This window comes from Arthrobacter luteolus NBRC 107841, assembly GCF_001552075.1.
Taxonomy (GTDB): Bacteria; Actinomycetota; Actinomycetes; order Actinomycetales; family Micrococcaceae; genus Arthrobacter_B; species Arthrobacter_B luteolus.
The window spans coordinates 182,689-201,109 of sequence record NZ_BCQM01000001.1 but is presented as its reverse complement, the minus strand read 5'-3'; the positions used below and the strand labels follow the sequence as shown (position 1 = coordinate 201,109).

Genomic DNA, 18,421 nt, shown 5'->3' with positions numbered 1-18,421 from the left:
TTTGGAACATGGCTATCTTTACTGATCCGATCAAGGAACACGCCGACTTCGCACCCGGCGACGCCGAGTGGCTGCACCTGCTGGTGGGCGACTGGCAGCTGGTGGCGGACCTTGCGTTCGCCGACCTGGCGCTCTGGTTTCCGCTTCCCGACGGAAGCTACGTCGCGCTGGCACATGCCAGGCCGTCGACGTCGCACACCGTTTTCCACAGCGACTTTGTGGGGGAGCGGATCCGGGGCGACCTGCAGCCCCTGGTCGATGCGGCGTGGAAGAGCCAATCCATCGAGCGGTCGAGTGAGACAAACTGGACCACCGACACGGCCATGCGGGTCGAAGCGATTCCCTTCGTCCGCAACGGCCGGACGCTCGCCGTCGTGACATCCCATATGGACCTCTCCAGCTCGCGGATGCCCTCGCGGCTGGAACTGACCTACCGCCAGTGCGCCTATGATCTGCTGCGGATGGGGACCCTGGGTCTGTGGCCGGACTTCGCGACGCCCACCGGTTCGCGCCGGGGTGCGCCGCGGGTGGGGGACGGGCTTATCCGGCTCGACGCCCAGGGAGTGGTGCAGTACGCCAGCCCCAACGGTGTCTCGGCCTTCCGCAGGCTCGGCGACATGGAATCGCTCGAGGGACGGCCCCTGGCCGAAATCACGACGGCGCTGCTCAAGGACCGACGGATGGTCGACGAGACGCTGCCGCTGGTCGTGACCGGCCGGATGCCGTGGCGGACGGAAATCGAGTCGCGGGGCGTCAGCCTGTCGCTCCGGGCTATTCCCCTGCGCGACGAAAAGGAGCGGTTCGGGGCGCTGGTTCTCTGCCGCGACGTTTCGGAGCTCCGGCGGCGGGAAATGGAGCTGGTGTCCAAGGATGCCACGATCCGGGAGATCCACCACCGGGTTAAGAACAACCTCCAGACAGTTGCTGCGCTGCTGCGGATGCAGTCCCGCCGGATGGAAAGCGAAGAGGGGAAACTCGGGCTCGCGCAGGCCATGCGCCGGGTATCCACCATCGCACTGGTGCACGAAACCCTATCCCAGGGCCTGACCCAGAACGTGGACTTCGACGAGCTCATCGACCGGCAGTTCCGGCTGTCGGCCGAGGTGGCGTCGCCGGCTCAGGGCGTGCGGACCGAACGGCAGGGAACCTTCGGGGAACTGCCCAGTGACTTCGCCACCCCGCTGGCACTGGTGATCAACGAGCTGGTGACCAACGCCGTCGAACACGGCTTGTCCGGACGGGAGGGCGGAACCGTGTGGCTGAGCGCCGAACGGCGCAGGGCCGAGGACAACGAGGAAACTCTGGCGGTGACCATCTCTGACGACGGCGTTGGCCTTCCGGCGGAGCCGCGCAGTGAAGGACTTGGACTGCAGATTGTGCGGACCCTGGTCCAGAGCGAGCTCGCCGGAACCATAGCCTGGTCGCCCCGGCCCGGCGGAGGCACCGAGGTGACTATCGAGATGGGCCTCGACGGCGCCCGGCGCCGTTGAGGTCTGCTTCCTGACCCGAGGTCCTTTCCGGCTGCCGAAGAACCCGTGCGGCGGGAAGATTCCGGTCTGCGGACATCAGGGAACAACGAAGGGCCGCTGCTGAGGCAGCGGCCCTTCGGGTATCCCAGGCGGGGGCGCCTGAGGAAGTCTTCTTGGTTCGATCAAGAACCCTGCGGTCCTTGGCGGGTTTCCTTAGGAAGCCCGGCGTGCCCTTGCGGCACGGCGTTTCAGCGCACGGCGCTCGTCTTCACTCATGCCACCCCAGACCCCGGCATCCTGACCGGTTTCGATGGCCCACTGCAGGCAGGTATCGATAACCGGGCACCGGCGGCATACGCTCTTGGCCTCTTCAATCTGAAGAAGAGCCGGGCCGGTGTTTCCCACAGGGAAGAACAGCTCCGGATCCTTGTCCAGACACGCTGCGCGGCTCCGCCAATCCATGCTAATCACTATCTCCTCTGAAAAGTTGACTCCGTTTGTTTGTGAAAACATTCACGAGCAACCACAAACTAAAGGGGCCGGTTCCGGCCCCTGATCCCCTCTACAAGGGTGTCACGACAGGGAAACGCAAACAAGGGTTAACAAGCTGTTAATCTGCCGGAAATGATGAGGGATGCGTCACAGGGATCCGTGGTTCAGGCAATAGCAGACAAACTGGCTGAGAAACTGCGGTGCTGACCGGGCCCTGTCCTGAGAACTGCGCTGAAGGGGTCAAGCCCGCTGGCTGGGGGGTTCCGCCTCACCGCCCCTCGACTATGTCCGGTAGTGTGCCAGTGTGTCAAGACCCCAAGATTCCACCGCTCCCGCGTCCCGTCCGGCAGCAGTCATCCTGATATCCATCGTTCTCGTCCTGGAAGCCGTCGGCCTCCTGAGTGTCGCCGCCTGGTATGTGTACAACCTCCTGACGGCCACGGCAACGTCCCTCGGCGGTGCCATTTTCAGCCTCATCCTCATCGTGGCGGTCGCGGTTTGGCTCCTGGTCGTGGGGCATTTCTTCTTCCGCGGCATGCGCTGGACACGGGCTGCGGCCTTGGTGTGGCAGCTCTTTATGATCGTGATTGCCGTGCCCACCCTCCAGGGTGGTGTGGTCCTGGTCGGCCTGGCTCTGCTGATTCCCGCCGCCGCAGTCCTTCTGCTGATTTTCACCAAGCCGGTGATCGCCTGGACCAGCGGCACGCAGGCGGAGCCCAAAACCTACTAAATCCTGCCTTCCGCCGGGCGGGCGAACTGGGTCTCCATGACCCGTGTTCCCGCAATTAGGTAGCCCCGCCCTGCGCGTGGCGGGGCATGGAGGTTCAACCGAACCCCGAAAAACTCGGCATCAGAAGGCTGCTCCGGAGCGAGAACTGCGCCTCTGGGCTCGGACCGCAGCCGTGCCGCGGCGGGCAGTCTGGAAGCCAGACCGAAACCGGGAACCGCTGCCAGCACCAGCCTGGCACCGTCCTCGAGGAGCTGCGTCAACCGGGCATGCGCTGCCAGGGGCAGCCGATCGGCGTCGTCGACCAGAACCAGGCAGTTGCCGCGGCCGCCACCCGGCGGGTTCATACCAGTCCGCGGCGTCTGCGGTGCGGGCGAAAGGGCAGCTGGATCGAATCGGTGGACCTCCATCGCCTGGCCTGCGGCGCACTCGAATTGACGCAGGAGCGTCGTCCGGCCTGACCCGGGCGGACCAAGAATCAGAAACGCGGTTCCCGGCGGAAGATAGGCCTCGGCCGTTTCCAGTTCGTCCCCGTGCAGTCCCAGGGGAAACCGGTCCGGTCCGGAGCCTGGAGCGAGGTCTTCCGAAACGGCCTGGGCAGGCAGCGCCTCCACACGCTGCGGCGGTCTGGTCCCGGCGGGCAGTGGAACGGGGTCAACGGAAACGGGCGGTTCTCCGCACTGCGCCACCGCTCCTGCGGGGGCTCCGATCCGTCCCTGCACGAAGGCCCGGCCCGGAAGGGGCTCCATCGGCGGCATCCGGGGCCAGGCCACGAGCGCGTCGTCCGCAAGGCCGGCGGGAAACCAGAGCCGGTTAGGGATCAGCTGGAAGAACCGCGCGGCCGGCAGTTCCCTGTTGCCGTTGATCACCAGGCAGATATCCGCAGCCTCGCCATCCCGGACCAGGCCGAGCAGCTCATCTTCGGCGTTCGGGAACCGGCTGGACCGGAAAGCGTCCTGCCACCGGCCCCAGCCGGAAACCACAAGCGTGATTCCGCTTGAGCTGGGAGCACGCGGACGGTCCCGCCCGTTAGCCAGGCGTTGGAGGACAGCGCCGCCAAGGACACTAATGACCCGGGCGGCTCTGAGCGTCTCATGCGGCGGGACATAGGCGCCCGTCTGTCCATGGCCGGCTGCCCACGCCAGCGAACCGTCTCCATCGAGCACATAAAGGTGCCGGTCAGGCAGGACGGCAAGATGCTCGGCTGCAAGAAGGGCTGTGGTGGGTTCCGTACCGGAAAAGGCCGGCCCCACCAAAGCCAGGTGCGAATCGCAGCGGGGGCTCCACTGAAGCAGGTCCTGTTCCTGTTGTTCCGGCCGGTCCGCCAGTCCCAGGACCAACCTGCCGGTGCCTGCTCTTTCGCGAAACCGTGGCCGGTGCGGGAGCCGGTTGGGCAGTGGAGGGTGGACCGGTGGCTGTGCCGCCGCTGGACAGCCAGTGACGGCGGCCGCGGAAATCACGGCCTCCACCAGCTCGTCGAGGCTCCTTCCTAAGCTGGTTCCGCGCCGGTTGTGGGGAGAGGAGAGGTACTGCGCCAGTGTCTGGAGCAGCGGCGGTGGCCCGCCGGGGCCGGAGCCGGTCGACCGTACCTTCAGCGGGGACGGCGGGGAGCCGGCTTTGCGCAGGATGGCCGTTCCCGGGGCGGACGCCGGGATGTCCGCTGCATCGTCAGACCCCACCACGTCACGGGATTCCAGGGCTGACTGCACGCGGAGGCAGACCGAGGTGGAAATATTGGCGCGGATGTCCGCGGTGACCGCGCCCTGCGGCCGCTGAGTGGCCAATACAAGATGCAGTCCAAGGGACCGGCCCAGCACGGCTATCCGCATCAGCTCGGCGACCGCCGTAGGTACGGCATCCGCCAGCATCCGGAATTCGTCAACAACAACAACCAGGCGGGGAACTGTCTTCGAACCGGGTGCGCTGGAGTTGTATCCGTCGAGGTCACTGGCCTCGACTGCGGCCAGCAGTGACTCCCGGCGTTTGAGCTCGGATCGGAGGGAAACCAGCGTACGGGAGACGTTTTCTCCGGAGAGATCGGTGAGGAGCCCGGCAGTATGCGGCAGCCGCGCCAGGGGAGTGAGCCCGGAGCCACCCTTGAAATCGATCAGCAGAAAGTTCAGCCGGGTCGGTGGCACGGCAGCCGCCAGGGAGGCAACAAACGTCCGCAGCAGTTCGGACTTGCCCGAGCCGGTTGTCCCGGCGATGAGGAAATGGGGACCATCCGCCAGCAGGTCAAGGGACACTGCTGCCGTTCCGTGGTACCCAATAGCCGCCTGCGGAGATCCGCCGCGGGCCCAGGAAGCCGCGATATCGCCGCTGGAGACGGGGAATAGATCCCTGGGCGCAGACTGGACGCCGCCGAGACGTGACCGGGCCAGCTGGGCGGTTGTGCGGTGGAAGGCCTGGGGCCCGATGAGGTCTGGACGAAAGGCCTGCTCAGTACCGCCCGCCCGGAGCACACCGCCGTCTTCGGAGAGCAGAACAGAGATCGAGCTGTTCCCGGACAGGGCCGGGAGGCCGCCGGCCGTATCCGGGTCAATACCGATCAGGAAGACCGCCGAACCCCTGACCACCTCCGGCAGCCCTGCCCGCAGGAGGCCGGCGTCCGCAGCGGCCGAGGGAGGCGCAACCACTACCGGCGGTGCGCCTGGACTCTGTCCTGCAGCCACTTGGATGGCCGCGGCTGCTGCCGGTCCGTCGGAAGAAGTCAGAAGCTGGACTCCTGGCAGCAGTCTTGCATCGCAGATGAAGCGGTTTACTTCGCGGCACAAAAGAATCACGGGACCCGCGCGGTCAGGATGGCGCGAGGCCAACTGAAGCAGCGCTGACCGCAGCGCTCCCATTGTCTCTTCGGCCGGACCCACCACCCGGATCTCGGCTCCGGGGACGGGGGAGAGAACAACGGGGACGTCGTCCAGCAGCGGAGGCAACCACTCCTCCCGAGGTGAGGACAGCACGATATTGGCGGGCAGGGCTCCGGCTCCGAGATGAATCCCGGAAACCGGTGGTGCGGGCAGGCTGTCTTCGGCGGCAGCGCCTCCGGGCGTGCTGGGCTGAGGCGGCCGGGCCATCCGCAGGCTGGGATGCAGTGCTGCAAGTGCCCGCTCCCCGGGAGTGGGGTGGGCGAGCCTCCGCCGGGCCGAGTCCTCTGCCGCGGTTCTCGACACCGCAGCAAGGAACCGCCGCCGCCGGCGCCTGAATCCCGCGAAGCCACCGAGGGCAGTGAGGGCTGTGAGGGCCGAGAACGCCAGAAAAATCCACATGCCTGTGGTCATGGCCAGCACAATGCCCAGCCCCAGAGCCAGCACGGCCGCCGTTAGCAGGCCGGGATTGAAGGTGCCGGGCGGCTGTGCCGGCACTGTAAGCGGCCCGGCGGAACCGGAACCGGAACCGGAACCGGCCCCAGAACCGGAACCGGCCCCGCTCCCGGACGGAGGAACAGAGCTGGGGACCCAGATCCGGAATGTCGTGTTCCCCGTTCTCACCAGTGAATCTGTGGTGAGTTCGGCCGTGCTGATACGGCGTCCATCAACCCACACGCCGTTCTGTGAGGCCGCGTCGGTGATCCGGACACCCCTCACATCTACGGTCAGCTCGGCATGCAGGCGGGAAAGCGCCGGGTCCCTGAGCTCAATAGGGGTACTCCCGGCAGTTTGCACCAGGCCGGGACGGCCCAGCCGGTACCGGCCCCGGCGCAGCTCGATGACCCTGCCGGCGTCGGGGCCGCTGTGGGTCACGAGAACCAGCGCGGGAGCCACGGCGGGACGGGGCCGGCCCGGACCGGCCAGCACGACCCCGTGGGGGAGGCACCCGATGGGCTCAGACAAGGCCGCCATTGGTTGGCCATCGGCTGTGTAGGGGCCCGGTCCGAAGGCCTGCTCCAGCGCCGCAGCCAGGTCCGTGCCGGAGGAAACTGCTGTTGGATTAATCACCAGGGGTATGCTCTGGCGGCCGCCGCCTGCCTCGGGCCCCAGCCGCTTCGCCGGAGGCCGAACAAGGATGGCATGAATGCCCACGCTGCGCCTCCTGATCACGATTGGCAAGGATGGATGGAAGCGTAACCGTCCTTCGCCGGGGCCTGAGGACGGGACAGGCATCCTGTGGATAAAGGCTCCAACCCGCCCAGCCGGTCCAAAACAACTTTTGTTACCCAGAGGTAGACTTCACTGCGGGGGAGTCTGAGAAGTTCTTTGAGAAAGGTCTGTGTGTCACAGGAATTGCTGGCTGCCTCCAGGCAGCAGGCGCACCCCGCCACCCGGGCGTCCTACCGACCCGAGGTTCAGGGCCTTCGTGCGCTCGCCGTGCTGATGGTCGTGACCTATCACGTCTGGTTCGGGCGCGTATCCGGCGGCGTCGACATTTTCCTCCTCATCTCGGCCTTCCTGCTGACTCTCTCCTTTGTCCGCAAGGTCGAGGCCGGCAAGGCCCTTGACCTGGGCCGCTACTGGCTACACCTGTTTAAGCGGCTGCTGCCCGCCGTCGTCGTGGTGATCCTGGCCGTCCTGGCCGCCACAGCGCTCTTCGTACCCCGCTCCCGATGGACCGCCATCCTGGACCAGGCGTGGTCATCCCTGCTCTATTTCCAGAACTGGGTCCTGGCCGCCAATTCTGTTGACTACTACGCGGCAGACCAGAGCGTTGCCAGCCCGCTGCAGCACTTCTGGTCCCTGTCGGTCCAGGGACAGGTCTTTATCCTGTGGCCGATCCTCTTCGCACTGGCGGCACTTGTGGCCAGGGCCACGGGAATCCGGTACCGCCGTGTGGTGCTGATGGTGTTCGGCACGCTCTTCGCCGTTTCGCTGGCGTTCTCCATCCATGAGACCTACACCAACCAGGTCCACGCTTATTTCGATACGCGGACCCGCCTGTGGGAGTTCGCATTCGGCACCCTGCTGGCGCTGGCCCTGCCGTACCTGAAACTTCCCCGCCCGCTGCGCATCGCGGCTGGATGGGTGGGGCTCGCCGCGATGCTGTCCGGCGGCTTCATCCTGGACGTCCAGGGACAGTTCCCCGGTTACGTTGCGCTCTGGCCGCTGGTGGCCGCAGCCCTCGTCATCGTGGCTGGACAGACCGGCAGCGTATTTGGGGCGGACAGGTTCCTGAGCTGGAAGCCGCTGATCCGGCTGGGGGACATGTCCTACGCGCTCTACCTCTGGCACTGGCCCATCCTGGTTATTTACTTGATCTGGCGGGGCAGGGAAGAGGTCGGGCTGGTTGGGGGCGCGGGCATTATCGCGCTGTCACTGGTCCTGGCGTACCTCACGACAAAGTTCGTCGAGCGTCCGCTGCGCAGCATGGCGTGGGCAGATGCGAAGAAACGCCGTGCCGGAGTCGTCGTGGCCGTCTGCCTGGCGCTGGTGGCTGGACCTGTCCTGGGCTGGCAGCAGGCGCTGAGGCTGGAGGAACAGCGGGTAGAGGCCGAGGCACTCCGGAACAACCCCGGAGCCCGTGTCTTATCTGAGAACTACTTAGCTGAGAGTGAGCCCAATGCGCCAATCATCCCGCTCTTGAGCGCACTGGGATCTGAGTGGGGAACGCTGGATGGTGGCTGCAGCGTGCACGATGATGGACCAAGGGACCCGCTCTTGGCAGGGCGATGCATGGCAACCGAGTCCAAGAACTACGAGAAGACAATTCTGGTACTTGGGGATTCTCATTCCCAACAGTGGCTAGGCGCTATCAAGCCGATGGCTGAGGAGCGAAACTACCGGGTAATGGCCCTGCTTCTTGGAGCCTGCCCCTTCGGCAAACCCAGTGAAGACCGACGGGCGGAATGTAATGACTTCAACGAAGCCGCACTCCGCTTTGCCGAAGACCTGCGACCTGACGCGGTGCTCGCCGTTGGCACTGCGGCGTCGCCGGTAGAGGCACTGGACCGGGTGGTGTCAGGATTGCCAGAGGCTTCCATCGACCTGGCCAGATACGGGATTCCCGTCATTGCTATCCGGGACAATCCCCGCTTCGAGGTCAATATGCTCCACTGCGCAGAGAGCAAGGGAGCTTTTGCTGACGAGTGCAGCGCACCCGTTGCTGAAAAACTCTCGGACGCTGCAGAAGTTGCAGAGAGTTTTGACTCTTTCCAGGGACTGGCGCTGTTGGACATGACGGATTTGATTTGTCCTCAGGAGCTCTGTCTGGCCGCGATAGGCAACGTATTCGTCTACATGGACGACAATCATCTGACTACCACCTATACAGCATCGATGGGCGAAGAATTCGATCGCCGCTTCCACGACGCCCTGCATTGGTAAGCAGGGTCCCGCTGTCCTGGAAAGTGTGCTGGCAGCAAAACTTCGATAACCTTGACCGTCGGGTGCGTGCCGAGGGCCGCACCGAAACCAACAGGAGTGACAAGTGAACGTTGACCTCGTCGTCGTCGGGTCGGGCTTTTTCGGCCTCACTGTAGCCGAGCGTGCTGCCAGGGAACTAGGTCTGAAGGTTGCTGTCCTGGACCGTCGGCACCACATTGGTGGAAATGCTTACAGCGAAAACGAAGCCCAGACCGGCATTGAGGTGCACCGCTACGGAGCGCACCTCTTCCATACCTCAAACGAACGGGTTTGGAACTATGTCAACGAATTCACACAGTTCACCAACTATGTGCACAAGGTCTACACCAGCCACAAGGGTGAGGTGTACCCGATGCCGATCAACCTCGGCACCATCAACCAGTTCTTCCGCGCCTCCATGGGCCCAGCAGAAGCAAAGGCGCTGATCCAGGAACAGGCCGGCGAATTGGCGGGCACAGACCCGGCAAACCTTAATGACAAGGGAATCCAGCTGATTGGGCGTCCGCTGTACGAAGCCTTTATCAAGTACTACACCGGCAAGCAGTGGCAGACCGACCCGAAGAACCTGCCCGCGGAGATCATTTCCCGGCTTCCCGTGCGGTACACATATGACAACCGGTACTTCAACGACAAGTACGAGGGCCTGCCGGTCGACGGATACACCGCATGGATCGAGCGGATGGCCGACCACCCCAATATCCAGGTGCACCTCAAGACCGATTTCTTCGACGAAGGCCACGAGTTCTCCCGTGCGACGACGCTCGGCCAGGTTCCGGTCGTCTACACCGGAGCGGTGGACCGCTACTTCGACTATGCGGAAGGTGACCTGTCCTGGCGCACCATCGACCTCGAAGAGGAAGTCCTTCCCATCGAGGACTTCCAGGGCACGTCGGTCATGAACTACCCGGACGAGGATGTCCCTTACACCCGGATCCATGAGTTCCGCCATTTCCACCCTGAGCGGGACTACACCAAGGATGCCACCGTCATCATGCGTGAATTCTCGCGGTTTGCCGAGAAGGGCGATGAGCCCTACTATCCGGTCAATACAGCTGAGGACCGTGCCAAGCTCCTGGCTTACCGTGATCTTGCCAAGGGTGAAAAGTCCGTACTGTTTGGCGGGCGTCTGGGCACGTACAAGTACCTGGACATGCACATGGCCATCGGATCCGCTCTTTCCATGTATGACAATAAGATCAAGCCCCACTTCACCGGGGGAGCCAAGCTGGAAAGTGGAGGAGTAGACGCGTGAGCAAGGTTATGGCCAAGGACGCCTTGAAGTCCGAGAGCCCGCTGAGGGAATGGTCGACCCTGCAGCGCATCATCCTCCCCTCTCAAGACCAGCTGGATACCGTACCGCTGTACCTGGACACAGGAAGCGCGATGGGCGTTCAGCTGTCAACCATGAATGGGGATACCAAATCATCCGCTTCTGCCCCGACCGTTTCAGCGCCCGGTAAGGAGGCGCACGCGGAGGATTTCCTATCCCGGCACTCGACATCTGTCCGGGCCGGGGAGCGGGTATCGTTCGGATCGTACTTTAACGCTTTTCCTGCAAGTTACTGGCGGCGTTGGACCAACCTGGAGACCGTGCGTCTGAGCGTTAGGACAACAGGTACAGGCGCCGTCAGCGTCTACAAATCCAACGCCCGGGGTGCGCTCCAGCATGTTGAAACCCAGCGCGTTAATGCCCCCGCCACAAGTACCTTCGAGCTCAGCCTCAAACCGTTCGGTGACGGCGGGTGGTACTGGTTCGATCTGGTAGCCGGCTCTGAGCCACTGATCCTCGAGGACGCCGAGTGGCAAGCTCCCGGAGCCCCGGTCACTCAGGGAACGGTGACTCTGGAAATCACCACACTGAACAAGACACAGTTCTGCCTCAACAACCTGAGGATCCTTGGGGAGCACCCGGATGCTTTGAAGTGCCTCAAGGAGGTACTCATTGTCGACCAGGGAACCCAAAAGGTTGCTGACGCCGAAGGCTTCGCTGACGTCGAAGCAATGCTTGACGGCAAGCTGCGCATCATCAACCAGGCGAACCTGGGCGGATCCGGCGGATTCGCCCGCGGGATGTACGAAGCAGTTGAGAACGGCAGTGACTACGTTCTCTTGCTGGACGACGACGTCGTTATGGAACCGGAGAGCATCTTCCGGCTGATTACATTCGCCGACCGCTGCAAGACCCCCACCATCGTTGGTGGTCATATGTTCGATCTGTACAACCGGACGGTCCTTCATACCTTCGGCGAAACAGTAAACCCGTACCGTTTCCAGCCAGCTCAGCCGCATGAGGAAATGAGCCTTGGACACGACTTTGTCCGGTCGAATCTGCGCCAGACATCCTGGCTGCACCGTCGGGTGGATGTCGATTACAACGGCTGGTGGATGTGCCTCATCCCGACCCAGGTCATCCGTGACATTGGGTTGTCGCTGCCGGTGTTTATCAAGTGGGACGACGCGGAATACGGCCTTCGTGCCAAGACCGCCGGTTACCCGACAGTCTCGATGCCTGGATCAGCAGTGTGGCACGTCAGTTGGATCGACAAGGATGACCTGGTCGGGTGGCAGTCGTATTTCCATACCCGCAACCGGATGATTGCCGCGCTCTTGCACAGCCCGTATGAACACGGTGGCCGGGTCGTGCGGGAAACCAGCTATATGGACCTTAAGCACCTGATCTCTATGCAGTACTACACAGCGGTGGGACGAACAATGGCACTGCGGGACCTGCTTCAGGGCCCGGATCAGTTGCATGACCTGCTGCCTGTGAAGCTGCCTGAGATCCGGGCCATGGTGGATGGGTTCTCGGACGCCCAGATCCAGTCCGAGCCGGAAGCCTTCCCCGCACCGGTAATGCACAAGCCACCGAGGCATGGGCAGGGCTTCAAATCGCCGTCGTACGCCACACTTGTCCCCTGGGCAGCGAAAACAGTGGTCAAGCAGCTGACCCGCAAGGTACCTTCGACAAGCCTCGAGCACCCGCAGGCCTACGTCGCCCACCAGGACAACAAATGGTGGCGGATGTCCCAGTACGACAGCGCCGTGGTGTCAAACGCCGAAGGCACAGGCGCATCCTGGTATAAGCGTGATCCGAAGCAGCTGCGGCAGCTCCTCGCCGAAAGTGTCCGGCTGAACGCTGAAATCCTGAAAAACTGGCGTGCACTGAGCGATCAGTACCGGTCTGCCCTTCCGCACATCACTTCCTTTGAGGCGTGGAAGAAGACCTTTGAAGAGCACTCGGAAGAAGGCAAGTAGGTTTGTCCACCGACGCACTGGAGACGCCGGGAAGGGGAGCAGGCCTGGCCGACGTCGTCAGGTCCCGCTTTCTTCTCAAACTCCTCGTATCCAAGGAACTTAAGGTTAGGTACCGGGGCTCCGTTCTGGGTCTGTTGTGGTCCTATGTGAAACCCGGCGTTCAATTCATAGTCTTCTACATAGCACTGGGTGTATTCCTCGGACTGGAAAAGAGCGAGAGGAACCCCGGCGGGCTTCCGAACTACGCCATCTATCTCTTCGCCGGCATTGTGTTGATCAACTTCTTTACTGAAGCTCTGGGTAATGCCTCGCGGTCCATTGTGGGAAATGGGGGTCTGATCAAGAAGATATACCTTCCCCGACAGCTCTTTCCGGTGGCCTCAGTATGGGTGTCCGGGGTCCACTTCGTTCCACAGATTCTGATTTTGGTGGTGGCCTGCCTGTTCAATGGGTGGCGGCCGAACTTACTACAGCTGGCGGCTGCAGTAGGCGGGTTCGCCATCGTGGCGTTATTGGCTACGGGACTTGGGCTCCTCTTCGGGGCGGTCAACGTGTATTTCCGTGACGCCGAGAACTTGGTAGATATGCTGCTCATGATTGCAACCTGGGCTTCGCCAGTTCTTTATTCATGGGTTATGGTCCGTGAACAGCTGGGCGAGACGTTCTTCAACCTCTATCAGTTGAATCCACTGACTGTGGGGGTTGAGACTTTCCACTACGCCTTCTGGCTCCCGACAACGGACGGCGCTGAAGCGATTCCTCCGCATTTGCTCTCACTTTGGCTTCCCATCGGCCTCGCCATTTCGGCAGTAGTCCTGCTGCTGGGCCAACTCGTTTTCCGCCGGCTTGAAGGCCGATTCGCGCAGGAGCTCTGAACCGTGGCAAACGCCATCGAAGTACGCAACATTTACAAGCGATTTGTCCTGCGCCATACACGCTCAATGAAGGAAGCGTTTGTGTGGCTGATCAAGGGCCGAAAGGGCGATCTCTCTGAGCGGTTCTACGCGCTCAAAGGGGTTTCCCTGGATGTGGAACAGGGCGAGACCGTTGCCTTGCTGGGACTCAACGGGTCAGGAAAGTCGACGCTGCTCAAACACATCTCCGGTGTCATGCGTCCTGATACCGGCACAGTGGCTACCCGGGGCAGGGTTGCGGGCCTGATTGAAGTAGGTGCCGGTTTCCACCACGACCTCAGTGGTCGTGACAATGTATATCTGAATGGCGCCATTCTCGGAATGACAGAGCAGGAGATCGACGAGAAGTTCGACTCCATTGTCGAGTTCTCCGAGATCGGTCAGTTCATTGACACGGAGGTCAAATTCTATTCGTCTGGCATGTACCTTCGTCTTGCCTTTTCTGTTGCTGTGCATACGGACCCGGAAGTCTTCCTCGTCGATGAGATCCTTGCGGTAGGGGATGAACCCTTCCAGAAGAAGTGCATCGACAAGATCAAGGAGCTTGCTGGTGAAGGCAAGACCCTGGTTGTCGTCAGCCACGATCTCGACCTCGTGTCTCGTATATGTGAACGCGGTGTCCTGCTGGAGCACGGAGAGATCATAATGGATGGTCCTGTGCTGGACGTAGTGGACCGCCTTCGAGGAAACAGCTAAAACCGGAGGCCTGCCCTCCTGGCAGGTTAGACAGCTGACGCAAAAAAAGAGGAACGGCCGGCATGAAGCCGACCGTTCCTTTTGCTGTCCTTAGATCAAGCTGGCGGTTACCGGGCTTCGCCGGATTCCAGCAGGGAGATCAGATAAGCGCCATAGCCGCTTTTAACAAGGGGCTCGGCGCGTTCGCGCAGTTCGTCATCGGAGAGGAAACCGAGGCGCCAGGATACTTCTTCCGGGGCTCCGATTTTCAGGCCCTGGCGGTGTTCAATGGTCCGGATGAAATTCGACGCGTCATTCAGCGAATCGAAGGTTCCGGTGTCGAGCCAGGCTGTGCCGCGCGGAAGGATATCGACACTGAGTTTGCCCCGCTCGAGGTACGTCCGGTTGACGTCTGTGATCTCAAGCTCACCCCGCGGTGAAGGCTTGAGATTGCGGGCGATTTCCACGACGTCGTTGTCATAGAAGTAGAGCCCGGGCACCGCGTAATTGCTCTTGGGGTGGAGGGGCTTTTCCTCAAGCGAGAGGGCTTTGCCGTCTGCGTCGAACTCAACCACGCCGTAGGCCTTCGGATCACTGACCCGGTAGCCAAACACCGCACCGCCGTCGATGTCCCTAAAACGGCGCAGCTGCGCTCCCATTCCCGGGCCGTAGAAGATGTTGTCGCCGAGCACGAGGGCGACCGGGCCGGTCCCGATGTGCTCGGCACCCAGGATGAATGCCTGCGCCAGCCCATCGGGAGAGGGCTGCTGAACGTAAGTCAGTGAAATGCCGAACTGGCTTCCGTCTCCCAGCAGGCGCTGGAACTGTTCAGCATCGTGAGGGGTGGTGACGATCAGAATGTCCCGAATCCCTGCCAGGATCAGCGTGGAAAGCGGGTAGTAGATCATCGGCTTGTCATAGACGGGCACGAGTTGCTTGCTGATGCCAAGAGTGATGGGATGCAGCCGGGAGCCGGTTCCTCCGGCCAGAATAATTCCACGCATGGCTCTAGTCTTTCCCGGGAGAGCGGTCTCGTCCAAATCCGGGTGCTCCGGGGCGTCGGGCGAATGTGGTGCGCAGCAGCTCGCCGGGCGTGCCGGCGGCGAATTCGGCCAGGCAGGCCGGGGCTATGTTGCCGCTGCGCGCGCCCGCAGCGAGTGCTGAGAGGGTCGGAACCCAACGATGGCCGGAGGAGAAGACGGCGTGGGCCTTGAGGAACTCCCGGCTGCGGGAATCCAACCGTTCGAAAAGCGTGTCAACCATTATCCGCCGCCAGCCGTAAGAGAGGTTCAGGCAGGCAGCGGCGACCTTGGCGGGTGAATGGCCGCCCTCGAACCGGTCAGCCAAGGCGCTGGCCCGCCTGATGCTTCGGAACGAGTTAAAGCCTCCTGCGGCTTCGCCGAGCACATTTGATCCGTGCTGCACATAGTCCTGGACGATGTCGTCCACAACCAGCACCGAGCCGGCAGCGCCTGCGCAGGCTGCCAGCCAATGGTCATGGACCTCTGTCACGGTGTTGAGCCGGGGAAAGGGCAGTGCGAGGTCCAAGAGGTCCCGCCGGAAAACGGTCTGCCCGCCGGTCACCTGGTTTTGCGCGATGAGATCAGTGAAGGGGACGTTGCGCCTGCTGGTGGAGGCGGCGATGACGCGTCCGGAGCCTGCCTCGACTACGCGGGCCTGCCCGGAGACCAGCTGGTGTTCTTCTAAATGAGGCAGCAGCCGTTCGAGCTTCTCCGGGTACCAGTAGTCATCCTGGTCTGACAGTGCGGCCCACCGGGCATGCGCGGGAACATGGGAAAGCACCCGTTCGAAGTTGCCGTAGAAACCGAGCCGGTCGCCGAAGCCAAGCACATGGAAGCGCGGATCATCCAAAACCTCCGCCACGAAGCTGCGGATCGGCTCCGGATCCCCGTCGACGGAGATTAGGCAATCGAAGTTTGCGTGGGTCTGTTTCTGGATGGACTCGAGCTGGGTGCGGAACAGGTCCAGGTTGGGCTGGTATGCCGCCATGGCGACGACTCCGTAGGGGCCGGAGGCTTTGGTGCCGGATGTGGAATGCGCGGGGTTGCTCACGGCTTTTTGGGCTCCTCGTAGGATTCTTCGGTGGATGTGGTCTCTGCGGCCCCGGGCCCGGGAGATGTCCCGCTGCCGTGGTTCAGGCCCGTGAAGTAACGGCGGAGGACCAGCATCTGGTATCCGGCCACAACGAGTTCGCCTGCCGCGACGGCCCATGCGACACCGGTGCCGCCAACAAATAGGCCCAGGACCACCATGAGGATGATGTTCAGCCCGGCCCCGATGGCGGTGGACTTGGCCAGTTCACTGCCCTTGCCTATGGGAATAAGGCAGGCGAGTCCGATGATCTGGGCAATGATCACCCCACCGAAAATAATGCCGAAGGGGACACTGAGGCTGAAACCGACCGACAGGCGTCCGGCGGAAAGCAGTCCTGACGCCCAGGGAATAACAAGGGCAAGCGCCGCTCCGCCGCCAAGCCCTAGCAGGGGTGCCAGCTTTGCGGCTTTACGTATGCGCGCGTCTTGATGCGATGGCCCCATTTCGGGGATCCACCCCTGGATGACCTGCAGAACCGGTCCGAAACCGGCGACGCCGTAGCGGAAGAGCTTGTCTGCCAAGGCGTAGACCGGCAGAAGGGGAGGGGCCAGCAGGGTGACTGCGATGATTGGGCCGTTGCTGTTGATGCTGCCCGTCCCGGCAGCAATCACGCCATGCCACTGGGATTTCAGCCGCCGCATGGCCGGCCCCAGGCGCAGCGACGGGCGCAGTGGTTCCGCGGAGTCGTATCGGAAGACGACGACGGCGCTGCCTGCCACGGCGATCAGGTTGAAGACCAGCTGGCAGGTGACATAGACCCAGACCTCCGGGATGAAGATCGTGGCGATTACGCCCGCGACGGTCCCCAGCCCCTGCGGGAGCACATCGAAAGCAAAAAGCCGCCATGGCTTGGACTGCCCGACAAAAAACCACGAGGCTCCGAGGAAGGGCATGAGATAGGCCAGGGCTGCAATGCCGGCAGCCACTGGATCGATCGAGGAGATAAGTCCAACAACCGCGATCAGCGGAACGGCGGCGAAAAGGAAAAGCCAGGCCCTGCTCACCAGTGAATTGGCGTACAGCATTGGGCGTTCGGGCGCCGGTGTACCGGCAGTCAGGGCCGCCCCCACCGTTCCCCAGCCAAATGCAACCAGGATGCCGAAAATTGCGGCGGCGGCCATGGCCACCGCGAGCTCGCCCCAGGCCTGGGCACCGAGGTTCACGATGACGAACGGAATCGCGATCAGGCTGACGGCGGTGGAAAAGGCCAACGAGACGGCAAACCCGCCCAGTCTCCGGACTAGGCTGGTTGGCTTGTTTTGCGCCACGAAGGTTCTCCCATGACTCGATGAGGTCCGCATCACTACGCCGGTGTCGGATGCGGGGGGACCGGCAGCAGGCCGATTCCCGCTCCCAGCAAGTTTAGTTGATCGCCCTGTGCGCCCGGGACGCTTCCGCACCCGTTGAGGCCAGCCGGAGAGATGACACGGGGCACAGGAGTGCGGACTGGGTTAACTGCGAACCCGGTAGGCTGGAGCCATGCAGAAACTTCTGGTGACCGGCGGTGCCGGCTTTATTGGTTCAAACTTTGTGCACTACGCCTTGGCCAACACTGGCGCGTCCATCACTGTCCTCGACAAGTTGACGTATGCAGGAAACCTGGCTTCGCTGCAGAGGCTGCCGGAAGATCGTTTCACCTTCGTTGAAGGCGACATCTGCGATGCTGACCTGGTTGACCGCCTTGTGGGGGAGTGCGACGTCGTTGTCCACTACGCAGCAGAGTCGCACAACGATAACTCGCTGCACGATCCCCGGCCGTTCCTGGATACGAACATCATCGGCACCTACACCCTGATCGAAGCGGCCCGGAAACATGGCACCCGCTTCCACCACATCTCTACGGACGAGGTCTACGGCGACCTTGAACTGGATGATCCGGAGCGGTTCACGGAGAAGACGCCGTACAACCCCTCCAGCCCTTACTCCTCCACCAAGGCCGGCTCTGACCTTTTGGTGCGTGCCTGGGTTCGCTCCTTCGGCCTGCAGGCAACCATCAGCAACTGCTCAAACAACTACGGCCCCTACCAGCACGTGGAGAAGTTCATTCCCCGGCAGATCACCAACGTGATCGACGGCATCCGACCCAAGCTCTACGGCGCCGGAGAGAACGTCCGCGACTGGATCCACGCCAACGACCACTCCTCTGCTGTCCTGCGGATCATCGAAAAGGGCGAGATCGGGCAGACCTACCTGATCGGCGCCGACGGCGAGAAGAACAACAAGGAAGTCATCGAGCTCATCCTCAAGCACATGGGCCAGCCAGCTGATGCCTATGACCAGGTCATCGACCGTCCCGGCCACGACCTGCGCTACGCCATCGATTCCACCCGGCTGCGCACGGAGCTGGGCTGGAAACCGCAGTTCTCGAACTTCGACCAGGGTATCGAGGACACGATCCGCTGGTACCGCGAGAATGAGGCCTGGTGGCGCCCGCAGAAGGCGGAAACGGAAGCCAAGTACAAGGTCCAGGGCCAGTAATAC

The 18,421-nt window shown here is 62.6% G+C and carries 13 protein-coding genes; 8 read left to right on the top strand and 5 right to left on the bottom strand.

From position 1 onward, the window contains the following. Positions 1-8 precede the first annotated feature (8 nt). The gene (locus AL3_RS00920; RefSeq protein WP_066295615.1) at positions 9-1,490 is read left to right on the top strand and encodes a sensor histidine kinase; all 1,482 of its coding nucleotides are present in this window, start codon (positions 9-11) and stop codon (positions 1,488-1,490) included. Between the two features lie 192 nt (positions 1,491-1,682). On the opposite strand, the gene AL3_RS00915 is transcribed toward AL3_RS00920, so the two are convergent. Beyond that, positions 1,683-1,931: a WhiB family transcriptional regulator gene (locus tag AL3_RS00915; protein WP_055239553.1), complete on the bottom strand. Its 249-nt coding sequence runs from the start codon at positions 1,929-1,931 to the stop codon at positions 1,683-1,685. A gap of 334 nt (positions 1,932-2,265) precedes the next feature. On the opposite strand from AL3_RS00915, the gene AL3_RS00910 reads away from it, so the two are divergent. Beyond that, on the top strand, positions 2,266-2,691 hold the full coding sequence (locus tag AL3_RS00910; protein ID WP_246168432.1) for a hypothetical protein: 426 nt from the start codon (positions 2,266-2,268) through the stop codon (positions 2,689-2,691). On the opposite strand, the gene AL3_RS00905 is transcribed toward AL3_RS00910, so the two are convergent. After that, positions 2,688-6,707 carry an FtsK/SpoIIIE domain-containing protein gene (locus AL3_RS00905; protein ID WP_066295613.1) on the bottom strand — a complete coding sequence of 1,340 codons (4,020 nt, stop codon included), beginning with the start codon at positions 6,705-6,707 and terminating at the stop codon, positions 2,688-2,690. The two genes, AL3_RS00910 and AL3_RS00905, sit on opposite strands and share 4 nt — an antisense overlap. A gap of 189 nt (positions 6,708-6,896) precedes the next feature. Between AL3_RS00905 and AL3_RS00900 the strand changes: the two genes are divergently transcribed. The 5 genes from AL3_RS00900 to AL3_RS00880 all read left to right on the top strand — a co-directional run bounded on the left by AL3_RS00900 (position 6,897) and on the right by AL3_RS00880 (position 13,846). After that, positions 6,897-8,942 (top strand): acyltransferase family protein, encoded by a 2,046-nt coding sequence (locus AL3_RS00900; RefSeq protein ID WP_246168434.1) that lies wholly within the window; start codon positions 6,897-6,899, stop codon positions 8,940-8,942. 103 nt (positions 8,943-9,045) lie between these two features. Continuing rightward, on the top strand, positions 9,046-10,233 hold the full coding sequence (gene glf / locus AL3_RS00895; RefSeq protein ID WP_066295612.1) for a UDP-galactopyranose mutase: 1,188 nt from the start codon (positions 9,046-9,048) through the stop codon (positions 10,231-10,233). 8 nt (positions 10,234-10,241) lie between these two features. Then, the gene (locus AL3_RS00890; protein ID WP_066296923.1) at positions 10,242-12,236 is read left to right on the top strand and encodes a glycosyltransferase; all 1,995 of its coding nucleotides are present in this window, start codon (positions 10,242-10,244) and stop codon (positions 12,234-12,236) included. Positions 12,237-12,238: 2 nt separating this feature from the next. After that, positions 12,239-13,111 (top strand): ABC transporter permease, encoded by an 873-nt coding sequence (locus tag AL3_RS00885; RefSeq protein ID WP_066295611.1) that lies wholly within the window; start codon positions 12,239-12,241, stop codon positions 13,109-13,111. A gap of 3 nt (positions 13,112-13,114) precedes the next feature. Then, complete coding sequence (locus tag AL3_RS00880) at positions 13,115-13,846, top strand: ABC transporter ATP-binding protein (RefSeq protein WP_066295609.1); 732 nt, start codon at positions 13,115-13,117, stop codon at positions 13,844-13,846. 107 nt (positions 13,847-13,953) lie between these two features. On the opposite strand, the gene rfbA is transcribed toward AL3_RS00880, so the two are convergent. From rfbA to AL3_RS00865, 3 genes are read right to left on the bottom strand one after another with little or no spacing between them, the layout of a single operon-like run. Next, positions 13,954-14,829 (bottom strand): glucose-1-phosphate thymidylyltransferase RfbA, encoded by an 876-nt coding sequence (rfbA, locus tag AL3_RS00875; protein ID WP_066295608.1) that lies wholly within the window; start codon positions 14,827-14,829, stop codon positions 13,954-13,956. 4 nt (positions 14,830-14,833) lie between these two features. Further along, on the bottom strand, positions 14,834-15,898 hold the full coding sequence (locus AL3_RS00870) for a glycosyltransferase (RefSeq protein WP_066295606.1): 1,065 nt from the start codon (positions 15,896-15,898) through the stop codon (positions 14,834-14,836). Further along, the gene (locus AL3_RS00865) at positions 15,895-17,151 is read right to left on the bottom strand and encodes a lipopolysaccharide biosynthesis protein (RefSeq protein ID WP_066295605.1); all 1,257 of its coding nucleotides are present in this window, start codon (positions 17,149-17,151) and stop codon (positions 15,895-15,897) included. The genes AL3_RS00870 and AL3_RS00865 overlap by 4 nt, the downstream gene beginning before the upstream one ends. A 268-nt stretch (positions 17,152-17,419) precedes the next feature. On the opposite strand from AL3_RS00865, the gene rfbB reads away from it, so the two are divergent. Next, positions 17,420-18,418 (top strand): dTDP-glucose 4,6-dehydratase, encoded by a 999-nt coding sequence (gene rfbB / locus AL3_RS00860; RefSeq protein WP_066295604.1) that lies wholly within the window; start codon positions 17,420-17,422, stop codon positions 18,416-18,418. Positions 18,419-18,421 lie beyond the last annotated feature (3 nt).